This is a genomic window from Paenirhodobacter sp., assembly GCF_041916475.1.
Lineage (GTDB): Bacteria > Pseudomonadota > Alphaproteobacteria > Rhodobacterales > Rhodobacteraceae > Rhodobacter.
Map to the genome: position 1 here is coordinate 71,488 of NZ_JAYRZN010000012.1, position 12,601 is coordinate 84,088.

Sequence of the window (12,601 nt, forward strand, 5' to 3'; positions counted from 1 at the left end):
GCCCATGACCCTGACCATCGACCGCCTTTCGCTCCATGCCGACGGCGTGGCCCGCACCGCCACTGGCAGTGTGCATGTCGCCATGGCGCTGCCGGGCGAGGTGGTGGAGGGCGAGATCATCGACGGCCGGATCGCCCAGCCGCGGATCATCACGCCCTCGCCGGAGCGGGTGAAGCCGCCCTGCCCGCATTACCGCGCCTGCGGCGGCTGCCTGCTGCAGCATGCCTCCGACGGTTTCGTGGCGGGCTGGAAGGCCGAAGTGGTGCGCAGCGCGCTCGCCGGGCGGGGGATTACGGCACAGATCACGGCGGTGGAGACCTCGCCGTTGCAATCGCGCCGCCGGGCCACCTTCTCCGGCCGGCGCACGAAGAAGGGCACGCTGGTGGGCTTTCACGCCCGCGCCTCGGATACGGTGGTGGAGGTGCCGGGCTGCCTGATCCTGCGCCCGGAGCTGATGGCGGCGCTGCCCGCGCTCAATGAGGCCGCGGCGCTCGGCGCCTCGCGCAAGGGCGAGATCGGCTTCGCCCTCACCCTTTCCGAAGCGGGCGTCGAAGTGGCGGCGAAGGGCGGCAAGGAGATCGACGCGGCGCTGTTCGAGGCGCTGGCCGGGCTCGCGCACCGCCACGACCTCGCGCGGCTGAGCTGGGGCAGCGAGACCATCGCCGCACGCCGCCCCGCGCGGCAGAGCTTCGGCCGCGCCCGCGTCACCCCGCCCCCCGGCGCCTTCCTGCAGGCCACGGCCGAAGGCGAGGCGGCGCTCGTGGGCTTCGTGCGCGCGGCGGTGGGCGATGCGGCGCGGGTGGCCGATCTGTTCGCGGGCTGCGGCACCTTCGCGCTGCCGCTCGCGGCCGGGGCCGAGGTCCATGCGGTGGAGGGCGAAGCCACGATGCTCGCCGCGCTCGATCGCGGCTGGCGCGAATCGCAGGGGCTGAAGCGCGTCACCCACGAGACGCGCGACCTGTTCCGCCGCCCGCTCCTGCCCGATGAGCTGAACCGTTATGACGCCATCGTGATCGACCCGCCCCGCGCCGGCGCCGAGGCCCAGATCCGCGAAATCGCCGCCTCCGAGCTGCGCACCGTCGCACATGTCTCCTGCAATCCCCTAACTTTTGCGCGCGACGCACAGATTCTCGCCGAAGCCGGCTTCCGCATCGACCGGATGATCGTCGTCGATCAGTTCCGCTGGTCCGATCATGTCGAGCTTGCAGCGCTGTTCATCCGGTATTAGTGGGTTCGCTCAGATAAGCGCATCTGCTAGGATGCGAAAAAACGAGCAGTGAACACAGGCAAATCATGCAGCGACGCACCCTTCTGGCAGGGCTGTCGGGCCTTACCCTCCTCGCATCCTGCGGCGGGGATTCGGCGCGCTTCCTGCCCTATACCGGTCCGAAGATCACCCAGGTCCAAGTCTACAAGTCCCGCCGGAAGATGTATCTGATCTCCGGCAACACGGTGATCAAGGAATATGACGTCGCGCTCGGCGGCAATCCGCATGGCAAGAAGCGCTTCGAGGGCGATGGCAAGACGCCGGAAGGCCTCTATTTCATCGACCGGCACAACCCGCGCTCGGCCTATCACCTCTCGGTCGGGATCTCCTATCCGAACCCGCAGGACGTGGCCTATGCCCAGGCCAACAACCGCAAGCCGGGCGGCGATATCTTCATCCACGGCCGCGCAGGCAAGGACCGCGGCCGCGGCAAAGACTGGACCGCGGGCTGCATCGCCGTCACCGACGAGGAGATCGAGGATATCTACAAGATGATCACGGTCGGCACGCCGATCTGGATCTTCCCGTAAGGCGCGGATTGCGGCCCCCGCCGCCCGCCCCTATCCTCGCGCAGAACCAACGGAGGTCCCGATGAAATATGCTGCTGCCCTGGCGCTGGCGCTCACCCTTGCAGGCTGCGGCGGCGGCGAGCCTCTGGACGAGCTTTATACCCGTCAGGCCACCGCCGCCTGTCAGGCGCAGGGCCTGGCCGAGGGCACATCGGAATTCAAGGCCTGCTTCGGCCCGGCCTACGACCACGCCCGCGACGTCCGCTGACGGAACCCGCCCGCCCAGCCCGCGTTTCCTCTCCGACCGAAGGAGGGGTCACACCATGAAGGGTATCATCGCCTGGCTGCTCGGCGTGCCGATCTTCGTGATCATTCTGCTGTATCTGACCGGGATCTTCTGATCCGAAGCGCGCGCGCCCCTCAGGGCGCGCGTCTTGCATTACAGCCGGAACGGATCGGCCTTCGCCAGCCGGTCGAAGGCCATCAGCGTATCGATCAGCGCGGGCATCTGCTCCAGCCGCACCATATTGGGCCCGTCCGAAGGCGCATGGTCCGGGTCCTGATGGGTCTCGATGAATACGCCCGCAATCCCCATGCTCACCGCCGTGCGCGCCATCAGCGGCGCGAATTCGCGCTGCCCGCCCGAAGAGCCGCCCTGCCCGCCCGGCTGCTGCACCGAATGGGTGGCATCCATGATCACCGGATACCCCGTCTGCATCATGATCGGCAGCGAGCGCATATCGGCCACCAGCGTGTTGTAGCCAAAGCTCGCGCCGCGTTCGGTCAGCAGGATGTTCTCGTTGCCGGTGGAGGCGACCTTGTCGGCCACATTGGGCATGTCCCAAGGCGCGAGGAACTGGCCCTTCTTCACGTTCACCACGCAGCCGGTTTCGCCCGCCGCGATCAGCAGGTCGGTCTGGCGGCACAGGAAGGCCGGGATCTGGATCACATCGACCACCGCCGCCGCGGCCCGCGCCTGCTCGATATCGTGCACATCGGTCAGCACCGGGCAGCCGAAGCGTGCGCGCACCTCTTCCAGCATGCGCAGCCCCGCCTCCATGCCGACGCCGCGGCGCCCCTTCAGGCTGGTGCGGTTGGCCTTGTCGTAGCTGGCCTTGAACACGAATTGCGTGCCGGCCTTCGCGCAGGCCGCAGCCAGCGTTTCGGCGATCATCAGCGCATGATCGAGCGTTTCCAGCTGGCACGGCCCCGCGATCAGCGCCAACGGCTGGTCATTGCCGACGGTCAGACCGCCGATCCGGACATTCTTCATCACGCTCTCCTCTTTCGAGGCCTCAGCTGGAGACCTGCTCGCGCAGGATGGAGGCCGTCAGCGACAGCATGAGATATATCCCGGCAAAGATCAGAAAGGCCAGCAGCGTATCCTCGAAAGCGCGTGGATAGGTCGGCTCGTCGGGCGCGATCGGGCGCACGCCGGTCTCGAGATAGCGCACCTGCCTGTTGGCCTCGATCCGCGCGGCCTCCATCTGCTGCGCGGCGGCGGCCAGAAGCGCCTGCCGGGTCTCGAGATCCGCCTCCGCGATCCGCAGCTGCCCGGTCACCGCGGCAAGCGAGGCGCTTCCCGCAGCCGGTTTCGTCAGCTGCCCGCGCAGATCGGCGATGGTTTGCTGCAGCCGCTCGATATCGCCGCGCGCGCCCAGCACCCGCGAAGGATTCGGGCTCGGGTTATCGAGCAGCTGGCCCAGGTCCAGCTGCCGCGCCTGCAGCTGGGTCTGCAGCGTGGCGATCTGCTCCATCTGCAGGGCATTCTCGCTCACCGGATCGAGCACCCCCACCTTCTGCTGCAGCGCCAGCACCTTTTCCTGCGCGGCAAGCACCTTCGCCTCGGCATCCTCATAGCTCTCGCGGGCGCCGCGCATCTGGTCCTCGCGCAGCCGCGCCGTCAGCCGGTCCACCTGCTCCTCGGCATAGGAGATCAGCGCCTGCGAAAAGGCCATGGAGGCGCCCGGGTCCGCCGCCACCACCTCCATCCGGATCACCCCTTCCGAAGGATCGTAGCCGATCTTCACCCGGTCCTGATACAGCTTGAACGCGGCCTCGTTGGAGGCATCGGCCGGCAGGCGCTGCAGACGGTCGATCTGCGGCTGCTGGAAATGCGCCTTGAAGCCGTGCTCCCGGTCCAGCCGCTGCATCGCATCGCGCGATTGCAGATAGCTCTGCACGGTGATCGAATCCTGGTTGGTGGCCAGTTGCGTGCCGGCAAACAGCCCGCCAAGGCCCCCCGCGCCAGCGACCATGCCATCGGCCTTCTGGATCACGAATTCCGAATCGGTCGCGTACATCGGCGTCGCAATGGCAAAGAAGTACCCCCCCGCGATCAGCGTCGGCAGCAGCACGAACAGCGCCAGCCGCGCGCCCAGCAGCGCCATCTTGCGCCGCCGGCGCCGGGCGATGTCGCGCTGCATGCGCATGATCTCCGCGGCCCGCCCGGCCCCGGTGAGGGGCGCAGCCGGCGGCGGCACGATCGGCGGGGATTGCGGCAGTTGCGCGCGCATCCTGGCCCCGATCCGCGCCAGCGGCCCGCCCGGCGCGGGCACGGGCTCCTCGGCGGGCGTGATCTCGAACGACAGCAGCGCGGAGCGGTCGAACGGGTCGATGCCGCGGGCGCGCAGCTCGGTCACCGCCTCCTGGTCGCTCAGCACCTCGATCCCGTGCTTGCGCGCGATCCGCCGCGCGAGGCGCAGCTGCCAGCCGGTCGGCGTCTCGGCGGCCTCCGGCGCGGCCGGGCCCTCGGGCGCGGACGGACCCTCAGGCGCGGGCGGGGCCTCCGGCGGCACCGGGGCAAACAGCTCCGGGTCGAAGCCATCCTCGGCCCGGGGCGCCTCGGCGTCGGTCAGCTTGCGGATGCGGTAACGGGTGGCCTTAGGCGCTGTAGTCATACATCCGCTTCGCTTCTTCCAGAGTGTCGAACATGGTCAGCTGCCCGTCGCGCAGCACGGCCGCCGAGCGGCAGAATTTCTCCAGCGTCGCCGCCTGGTGCGAGACGACGACCACCGTGGCCTCCTGCAGGCGCTCGTACAGGATCTGCCCGGCGCGGCGGTTGAAGGCCACATCGGTGGTCGAGGGCATGCCCTCGTCGATCAGATAGACATCGAATTCCAGCGCCAGCAGCAACGCGAAGGTGAACCGCGCCCGCATCCCGGCGCTGAAGGTGCCCACCGGCATGTCGAAATATTCCTGCAGGTCGCAGAGCCAGCGGCAGAAGGCCTCCACATAATCCGGATCCAGCCCGTAGAGGCGGGCGATGTAGCGGGCATTTTCGCGCGCGGAATGGCGCGGCACCACCCCGCCCATGAAGCCCAGCGGGAACGATACGCGGCAGCTCTTGCGGATCTCGCCCTCGTCGGGCTTTTCCAGCCCGGCCATCATGTTGATGATCGTGGTCTTGCCGGTGCCGTTCGGTGCGAGAATGCCCAGCGAATGGCCCAGTTCCACCCGGAAGCTGGCGCGGTCCAGGATCACCTTGCGCTGCTTGCCCGTCCAGAAGGACTTGCTGACATTGACGAACTCGATTCCCCGCGACACGATCCGCTGCGCTCCGCCCCTGCACTGACCCCGCTTGCCGGGCTTACGATTTCAGTCCGGCATCATTATGTCCAAATCCGCACGACTATAGAGAGCACAGGCGAATGCGCCAGATGGAATGCAACGCATGAGCGAAACCGCGGCGGACCTCGGCGCCGAAATCACCGGCTGTCGCCTCTGCGCGGCGCGCTTCGCCGCCACCGCAACCGGGCATGCGCCGCGGCCGGTGGTGTGGTTCGGCGCGGGGGCGCGGCTGCTCATCGTGGGCCAGGCGCCCGGCGCGCGGGTCCATGCCTCCGGGCGGCCCTTCACCGACCCCTCGGGCGACCGGCTGCGCGACTGGATGGGCGTCGGCGCCGATGTATTCTACGACCGTACCCGGGTGGCGATCGTGCCGATGGCCTTCTGCTTTCCGGGCTATGATGCGAAGGGCGCAGACCTGCCGCCGCCGCCGCTCTGCGCCGCCACCTGGCGGGCGCGGGTGCTGGCCGCGCTCGGGCCGTTCGATCTCACGCTGCTGGTCGGGGGCGCCGCGCAGCGCTGGCACCTGGGCACGCGCAATGTCACCCAGGCGGTGGCGGGCTGGCGCGGCCATGCGCCCCGCGTGTTTCCCTTGCCACATCCGTCCTGGCGCAATACGGCATGGCTGAAACGCAACCCGTGGTTTGCGCAGGAGCTGCTGCCCGCGCTCCGCGCCCGGGTGAAGGAGGTGACATGACCCCATATGACCGCGCCCATGCCGCGATGGACGCCGACCCCGAGAACGAGGCGCTGCGCCTTGCGGTCTATGACCGGCTGGCCGATGCGGAGCTGTTCCTGCTGCTGGAGCACGAGCCCGATGCCGACAACGACATCATCCCCCAGGTGTTCGAGACCGAGGAGGGCGATTTCGTCCTGGCTTTCGATCTCGAGGAGCGGCTGGCGGCCTTCGGCGAGGGCCCCGCGCCCTATGCCGCGCTGCCGGGCCGGGTGATTGCGCAGCATCTGGCGGGCGAGAATATCGGGCTGGGCATCAACCTCGGCGTGGCCGACAGCGCCATGCTGCTCCCGCCCGAGGCGCTGGAATGGCTGACCCATACCCTGACCCACACCCCGGTTGCGGCCGAGGCGCGCCCGCTCGGGTTCGATGCGCCGGCGCTGCCGCCCGCGGTACTGGCGCTGCTGCTGCCGGCCTTCACGGCGAAGTTCGATCAGCTGGCGGGGCTTGCCTCGCATGCGCTGCTGGGCGGTGTCACCTATGAGGGCGGCCGGCGCGGCCATGTGCTGGCCTTCCTCGGCACGCCCGAACCCGCGCGCGCAGGCATCGCCAAGGCCATGCATGAGGCGCTGACCTTCTCCGGGCTGGAGGCGGGAGAGCTGGATGTGACCTTCCTCTCCGAGGAAGATCCGGCGGCGCAGGTTCTGCTTGAAAAGGCGCTGGTGCTGCATCTGCCCGAGGTGGAGGAAGATACCGCCCAGCATGTCCATGTCGGCCCCGGAATGGACCCGGACAAGCCGCCGGTGCTGCGCTGACAAGGCGCCGCCGCGCGGCGAGGGCCTTGCCCGTGACGGCCTGAGCAACCCCTTCGGGCGGCAGCACCAGCGGCACCCAAGGCTGCGCCTCGGGGAAACACGCGGGCACTTCACCGGGCAGAGCGCCAGGGCTGATCCTGCACATGGGGAGAGAGGTCACGGCGGCAGGGCTTGTCGGCCCCGCCTCCGGCGCGGGAATCCTCATGGCCCGGATGGCACCCGCCCGCCGTGCATGCCCCTCCAGTTTCTCCGCCATGCGCGGATGGGCCCGCCGCCCCCGTGCCAGGGGGCCGCGCCAGCGCGATGCAGCGCCCCCGGCCTCCGCGCTCCTGCCCCTGAACAGCATCAGATCCGTCGGCCCGTCGCGCGTGTTCGCCCGCCTTGTCGGCATAGTTTCCTAGGCCCGGGTCCAGATACGGGCCCGGCCGAAGCTCTGCCCCGCCCCGGCCTCAGCGCAGGCCGATTTCGGAGAGCGCCGCCTGCAGTTCGCGCGGCAGCGGGTCCTCGCGGTCGCGCCCGGCGCGCAGATCGGCCGGCGCATCCGCGGCCGCGAGATAGCGCCAGCCCTGGAACGGGCGGCGCGGCACGGCTTCGGTGCGCACCACCTCGCGGTCGAGCACGATCGCGCAGCGCGCGATGCCATCGGCCCCGATCACCTCCTCGAGCCCGATGATCCGCTGGCGCGCCAGAATCACGCCCTTGAACACCCAGTAGAGCGACCCGCCGTCGAGCACCTCCTCGGTGCGCTTCGGCCACATCCGCGTGACATGGCGGGCCGGCCCCTCGCCATAGGTGTGGGCCTGCCACTCCAGCAGATCCTCGACGCGCTCGGCGCCGACGCAGAGTTTGACGATGTGAATCATGCCCCATGGATACGCCCGCGCCCGCCGCGCCGCAACGCTGGTTTTCCGTCAAAGCCGCGCTATGGTGGTATTGCGCATACTGCCCCACCATATCTGGCCTTCCCGCATGCCGGAGGATCCGATGACCCGCTTTGCCGCCCCCATCGCCCAGCAGATCTGGGATATGAAGTACCGCCTGAAACAGGCCGATGGCACCCCCGTCGACCAGAGCGTGGAAGACAGCTGGCGCCGCGTGGCCCGCGCGCTGGCGGCGCAGGAGACGGCCCCGGAGCAATGGGAGCCCAAATTCTACGCCGCGCTGGAGGATTTCCGCTTCCTGCCCGCGGGGCGGATCCTGGCGGGCGCAGGCACGGGCCGCGCGGTGACGCTGTTCAACTGCTTCGTCATGGGCACGATCCCCGACAGCATGGAGGGCATCTTCCAGGCGCTGAAGGAGGCCGCGCTGACCATGCAGCAGGGCGGCGGCATCGGCTATGATTTCAGCACGATCCGGCCGAAGGGCGCGCTGGTCAGTTCGCTCGGCGCGGATGCCTCCGGGCCGCTGAGCTTCATGGATGTGTGGGACGCGATGTGCCGCACGATCATGTCTGCGGGCGCGCGGCGCGGCGCGATGATGGCCACGCTGCGCTGCGACCACCCCGACATCGAGGCGTTCATCACCGCGAAGCAGGACCCGAACCGGCTGCGGATGTTCAACCTCTCGGTGCTGGTGACGGACGCGTTCATGGCTGCGGTCGCGGCCGATGCGCCCTGGGCGCTGCGCTTCGGCGGAGAGGTGGTGCGCAGCCTGCCCGCCCGCGCGCTGTGGGACCGGATCATGCGCGCGACCTACGACTATGCGGAACCGGGTGTGATCTTCATCGACCGGATCAATGCGATGAACAACCTGCATTATGTGGAGAGCATCGCCGCCACCAACCCCTGCGGCGAGCAGCCGCTGCCGCCCTACGGCGCCTGCCTGCTCGGCTCCGTGAACCTCGCGCGGCTGGTGCGCGCGCCGTTCACGGCGGAGGCTGCGCTGGACCTGGAGGCGCTCGACGATCTGGTGGCGGTGGCGGTGCGGATGATGGACAACACCATCGACGCCTCGCGCTTCCCGCTGCCGCAGCAGGCGGCGGAGGCACGCGCGAAGCGGCGGATCGGGCTCGGTGTAACGGGGCTCGCGGATGCGCTGCTGATGCTGGGGCTGCGCTATGGCGCGGAGGAAGCGGCGCGCATCACGGAGCACTGGCTGCACCGGATCGCCCGCGCCGCCTACCAGGCCTCGGTGCAATTGGCGCAGGAGAAGGGGCCGTTTCCGCTGTTCGATGCCGAGGCCTATCTCGCCTCCGGCACGATGCAGCGGATGGATGACGATATCCGCGAGCAGATCCGCCGCCACGGCATCCGCAACGCGCTGCTGACCTCCATCGCGCCCACCGGGACGATCTCGCTCTATGCCGGGAATGTCTCCTCCGGGATCGAGCCGGTGTTCGCCTGGAGCTACCGCCGCAAGGTGCTGCAAAAGGACGGCAGCCGCAGCGAGGAGGAGGTGACGGATTATGCCGTGGCGCAATGGCGCGCGCTGAAGGGCGATGCCCCGCTGCCCGAATGGTTCGTGGATGCGCAGGGGCTCGCGCCCGCGGACCATGTGCGCATGCAGGCCGCGGCGCAGACATGGGTGGACAGCTCCATATCGAAAACGATCAACCTGCCCGAAGACATCTCCTTCGCCGCGTTCAAGGACGTGTACCTCGCCGCCTGGGAAAGCGGCTGCAAGGGCTGCACCACCTACCGGCCGAATGCGGTGACGGGATCGGTGCTTTCCGTGGCCCCGGCCGCGCCGGCGGGCCTGACCGAGCCGATCGCGCGGCCGCAGGCGCTGGAGGGCACCACCTACAAGCTGAAATGGCCCGGATCGGAACATGCGATCTACATTACCGTGAACGATATCGTCGCGGATGGGCGCCGGCCTTTTGAGGTGTTCATCAACTCGAAAAACATGGAGCATTTCGCCTGGACGGTGGCGCTGACGCGGATGATTTCGGCGGTGTTCCGCCGCGGCGGCGATGTGAGCTTCGTGGTGGAGGAGCTGAAGGCGGTCTTCGATCCGCGCGGCGGCGCCTGGATCGAGGGCAAATACATCCCCTCGATCCTCGCCGCGATCGGCGGTGTGATCGAGCGCCACCTGATCGAGATCGGCTTCATCCCGGGCGAGGGGCTCGGGCTGAAAAGCGACCCGGCCGCGCCGGCGGGTGGCCCCGTGCCCGAGGCCTGCCCCTCGTGCGGATCCTATGCGGTGCAGCGCGGCGAGGGCTGTCTCGTCTGCCCCGAATGCGGCTTTTCCGAATGCGGATGAGGCCCCGCTTGGCCTCGACAGGGTGGGTGCGCCACGGTAGAGAGGGCCGATGACAGAAAACACCCCCGACACCCCCCGGAAGGGCACGCCGAAACCCGCGGAAAACACCCGCGAGGAGCGGCTGCGCGCGGCGCTCAGGGCGAACCTGCAAAAGCGCAAGGCGCAGGCGCGCGGACGGGCCGCCGGGGACAATGAGGGGCAAGAGGACGGGTAGATGGATTCCATTCTCGTGCGCGGCAACGGGCCGCTGAACGGCCAGATTCCGATTGCCGGCGCCAAGAACGCCTGCCTCGCGCTGATGCCGGCAACGCTGCTCTCGGATGAGCCGCTGACGCTCACCAATGCGCCGCGGCTGAGCGACATCCGCACGATGACGCAGCTGCTGGCCTCGCTCGGCGCAGAAGTGTCCTCGCTGCAGGACGGCAAGGTGCTGGCGATGTCCTCGCACAGCGAGATCAACCCGGTCGCCGATTATGACATCGTGCGCAAGATGCGGGCCTCGAACCTGGTGCTCGGGCCGCTGCTGGCGCGGCTCGGCCATGCGGTGGTGTCGCTGCCGGGGGGCTGTGCGATCGGGGCGCGGCCGATGGATATCCATGTGGATGCGCTGGCCGCACTCGGGGCGGAGATCGAGCTGCGCGAGGGCTATCTGCATGCGAAGGCGCCGGGAGGGCTGAAGGGCGCGGTGCATGAAATGCGCTTTGCCTCCGTCGGCGCGACCGAGAACTTCCTGATGGCGGCATCGCTCGCGAAGGGCACTTCGGTGCTGCGCAATGCCGCGCGCGAGCCGGAGATCGTGGATCTGGCGCGCTGCCTGCGCAAGATGGGCGCCCAGATCGCGGGCGAAGGCACCTCCGAGATCGAGATCCAGGGTGTGGACCGGCTCCACGGCGCGACCCACCCGGTGGTGACCGACCGGATCGAGCTCGGCACCTATATGCTGGCCCCGGCCATCTGCGGCGGCGAGGTGGAATGCCTCGGCGGGCGGCTGGAGCTGGTGGAGAGCTTCGCCGAGAAGCTCGATGCCGCCGGGATCGCGGTGGAGGAAACCGCGACCGGCCTGAAGGTGCGCCGCAAGAACGGCCGGATCCGAGCGGTGGATGTGGTGACGGAGCCCTTCCCCGGCTTCCCGACCGACCTGCAGGCGCAGATCATGGCGCTGCTGTGCACGGCCGATGGAACCTCGGTGCTGGAGGAAAAGATCTTCGAGAACCGCTTCATGCATGCGCCGGAGCTGGTGCGGATGGGCGCGCAGATCGAGGTTCATGGCGGCCATGCCACCGTGCATGGCGTGGAGCGGCTGAAGGGGGCGCGGGTGATGGCGACGGACCTGCGCGCCTCGGTCTCGCTGATTTTGGCGGGGCTGGCGGCGGAGGGCGAGACCATCGTCAGCCGGGTGTATCACCTCGATCGCGGCTATGAGCGGGTCGAGGAAAAGCTGCGCGCGGTGGGCGCGCAGATCGAGCGCATAACGGGCGAGTAGCCCCGGGGAGGCGGCATGACGGATGCACGGTTCGAGGACGGGGGCGAGCAGCCGCTGACGCTGCGCGCGCAGACGCCGGAGGACCTGTCGGTGATCGCGGCACTGGCGCAGGACGCGGTCCTGACCGTGGGCGACATCGCCTGGGAGCCGAAATCGCGCCGCCTCGCCTTCCTGATCAACCGCTTCCGCTGGGAGGACCGCGCCGCCGCCGAGCGCGACAAGCGCCCCTATGAGCGGGTGCGGGCGCTGCTCGTCGTCTCCGATGTGACCCGCGTCGCCTCGCAGGGGATCGACCGGCACGACCGCGACACGGTGATCTCTCTGATCGACCTGACCTGGACCCCGGGCGCCGATGGCACCGGGGAGCTGCAGCTGGTTCTGGCGGGCGATGGCGCGATCGCGGTGCAGGCAGAATGCCTGTCGGTCGATCTGCGCGATGTCAGCCGCCCCTACCGCGCGGTGTCGGGGGCGGCGCCCTCGCATCCGGCCTGAGGCGGCTGCGTCGATTCCGGTTGCAGCGCGCCACCGCGCAGGCTAGAACGCCGGGCAAGGCGGGTATGATGTAATGGCAGCCTGTCAGCTTCCCAAGCTGAATGCGCGGGTTCGATTCCCGCTACCCGCTCCAATCCCCTATCGCTGACGCCGGGCCATGAAGGCCAGCCGCTCGAACAGATGCACATCCTGTTCGTTCTTCAGCAGCGCGCCATGCAGCTTCGGCAGCAGGTTGGCGCCATCCGCCTTCAGGTCCTCCGGCGCCAGATCCTCGGCCAGCAGCAGCTTCAGCCAGTCCAGCACCTCGGAAGTGGAGGGCTTCTTCTTCAGCCCCGGCGTCTCGCGGATCTCGTAGAAGCGGGTCAGCGCCGTGGCCAGCAGCGCCTCGCGGATCCCCGGGAAATGCACCCGCACGATCGCGGCCAGGGTCTCGGCATCGGGGAACTTGATGTAGTGGAAGAAGCAGCGCCGCAGGAAGGCATCGGGCAGCTCCTTCTCGTTGTTGGAGGTGATGATCACCACCGGCCGCTGCCGGGCGCGAATCGTCTCGCCGGTCTCGTAGATATGGAACTCCATCCGGTCGAGCTCCTG

At 68.9% G+C, this 12,601-nt stretch carries 14 protein-coding genes and 1 tRNA gene; 10 read left to right on the forward strand and 5 right to left on the reverse strand.

Going from position 1 to position 12,601, the window contains the following annotated elements; genetic code table 11:
* Positions 1 to 4 precede the first annotated feature (4 nt).
* The 3 genes from ACOMG5_RS07145 (at position 5) to ACOMG5_RS07155 (ending at position 2,044) form a co-directional block, all read left to right on the forward strand.
* Positions 5 to 1,228: a class I SAM-dependent RNA methyltransferase gene (locus ACOMG5_RS07145; protein ID WP_420343104.1), complete on the forward strand. Its 1,224-nt coding sequence runs from the start codon at positions 5 to 7 to the stop codon at positions 1,226 to 1,228.
* A gap of 65 nt (positions 1,229 to 1,293) precedes the next feature.
* Complete coding sequence (locus tag ACOMG5_RS07150; protein WP_420343105.1) at positions 1,294 to 1,797, forward strand: L,D-transpeptidase family protein; 504 nt, start codon at positions 1,294 to 1,296, stop codon at positions 1,795 to 1,797.
* Positions 1,798 to 1,858: 61 nt separating this feature from the next.
* The gene (locus tag ACOMG5_RS07155) at positions 1,859 to 2,044 is read left to right on the forward strand and encodes a hypothetical protein (protein WP_420343106.1); all 186 of its coding nucleotides are present in this window, start codon (positions 1,859 to 1,861) and stop codon (positions 2,042 to 2,044) included.
* A 171-nt stretch (positions 2,045 to 2,215) separates the two neighbouring features.
* On the opposite strand, the gene kdsA is transcribed toward ACOMG5_RS07155, so the two are convergent.
* From kdsA to ACOMG5_RS07170, 3 genes are read right to left on the reverse strand one after another with little or no spacing between them, the layout of a single operon-like run.
* The gene (gene kdsA / locus ACOMG5_RS07160) at positions 2,216 to 3,049 is read right to left on the reverse strand and encodes a 3-deoxy-8-phosphooctulonate synthase (protein ID WP_420343107.1); all 834 of its coding nucleotides are present in this window, start codon (positions 3,047 to 3,049) and stop codon (positions 2,216 to 2,218) included.
* Between the two features lie 22 nt (positions 3,050 to 3,071).
* Positions 3,072 to 4,676: a capsule biosynthesis protein gene (locus ACOMG5_RS07165; RefSeq protein WP_420343108.1), complete on the reverse strand. Its 1,605-nt coding sequence runs from the start codon at positions 4,674 to 4,676 to the stop codon at positions 3,072 to 3,074.
* Positions 4,660 to 5,322 carry an ABC transporter ATP-binding protein gene (locus ACOMG5_RS07170; protein WP_420343109.1) on the reverse strand — a complete coding sequence of 221 codons (663 nt, stop codon included), beginning with the start codon at positions 5,320 to 5,322 and terminating at the stop codon, positions 4,660 to 4,662. The genes ACOMG5_RS07165 and ACOMG5_RS07170 overlap by 17 nt, the downstream gene beginning before the upstream one ends.
* Positions 5,323 to 5,449: 127 nt before the next feature.
* Here ACOMG5_RS07170 and ACOMG5_RS07175 point away from each other — a divergent pair, with 127 nt between their 5' ends.
* Positions 5,450 to 6,040: a uracil-DNA glycosylase family protein gene (locus ACOMG5_RS07175; RefSeq protein ID WP_420343110.1), complete on the forward strand. Its 591-nt coding sequence runs from the start codon at positions 5,450 to 5,452 to the stop codon at positions 6,038 to 6,040.
* Positions 6,037 to 6,834 carry an SseB family protein gene (locus ACOMG5_RS07180; RefSeq protein WP_420343111.1) on the forward strand — a complete coding sequence of 266 codons (798 nt, stop codon included), beginning with the start codon at positions 6,037 to 6,039 and terminating at the stop codon, positions 6,832 to 6,834. The genes ACOMG5_RS07175 and ACOMG5_RS07180 overlap by 4 nt, the downstream gene beginning before the upstream one ends.
* 449 nt (positions 6,835 to 7,283) lie before the next feature.
* Here the strand turns inward: ACOMG5_RS07180 and ACOMG5_RS07185 are convergent, their stop codons facing one another.
* Complete coding sequence (locus tag ACOMG5_RS07185; protein WP_420343112.1) at positions 7,284 to 7,697, reverse strand: DUF1489 family protein; 414 nt, start codon at positions 7,695 to 7,697, stop codon at positions 7,284 to 7,286.
* A 121-nt stretch (positions 7,698 to 7,818) separates the two neighbouring features.
* Between ACOMG5_RS07185 and ACOMG5_RS07190 the strand changes: the two genes are divergently transcribed.
* The 5 genes from ACOMG5_RS07190 to ACOMG5_RS07210 all read left to right on the forward strand — a co-directional run bounded on the left by ACOMG5_RS07190 (position 7,819) and on the right by ACOMG5_RS07210 (position 12,143).
* Complete coding sequence (locus ACOMG5_RS07190) at positions 7,819 to 10,035, forward strand: adenosylcobalamin-dependent ribonucleoside-diphosphate reductase (protein ID WP_420343113.1); 2,217 nt, start codon at positions 7,819 to 7,821, stop codon at positions 10,033 to 10,035.
* A 49-nt stretch (positions 10,036 to 10,084) separates the two neighbouring features.
* Complete coding sequence (locus ACOMG5_RS07195) at positions 10,085 to 10,249, forward strand: hypothetical protein (protein ID WP_420343114.1); 165 nt, start codon at positions 10,085 to 10,087, stop codon at positions 10,247 to 10,249.
* Positions 10,250 to 11,518 (forward strand): UDP-N-acetylglucosamine 1-carboxyvinyltransferase, encoded by a 1,269-nt coding sequence (gene murA / locus ACOMG5_RS07200; RefSeq protein ID WP_420343115.1) that lies wholly within the window; start codon positions 10,250 to 10,252, stop codon positions 11,516 to 11,518.
* Positions 11,519 to 11,533: 15 nt separating this feature from the next.
* The gene (locus ACOMG5_RS07205; RefSeq protein ID WP_420343116.1) at positions 11,534 to 12,010 is read left to right on the forward strand and encodes a DUF2948 family protein; all 477 of its coding nucleotides are present in this window, start codon (positions 11,534 to 11,536) and stop codon (positions 12,008 to 12,010) included.
* 59 nt (positions 12,011 to 12,069) lie between these two features.
* Positions 12,070 to 12,143 (forward strand) — tRNA-Gly (locus ACOMG5_RS07210).
* A 5-nt stretch (positions 12,144 to 12,148) separates the two neighbouring features.
* On the opposite strand, the gene ACOMG5_RS07215 is transcribed toward ACOMG5_RS07210, so the two are convergent.
* The coding region (locus ACOMG5_RS07215) for an AAA family ATPase (protein WP_420343117.1) at positions 12,149 to 12,601 on the reverse strand (453 nt) is incomplete at its 5' end.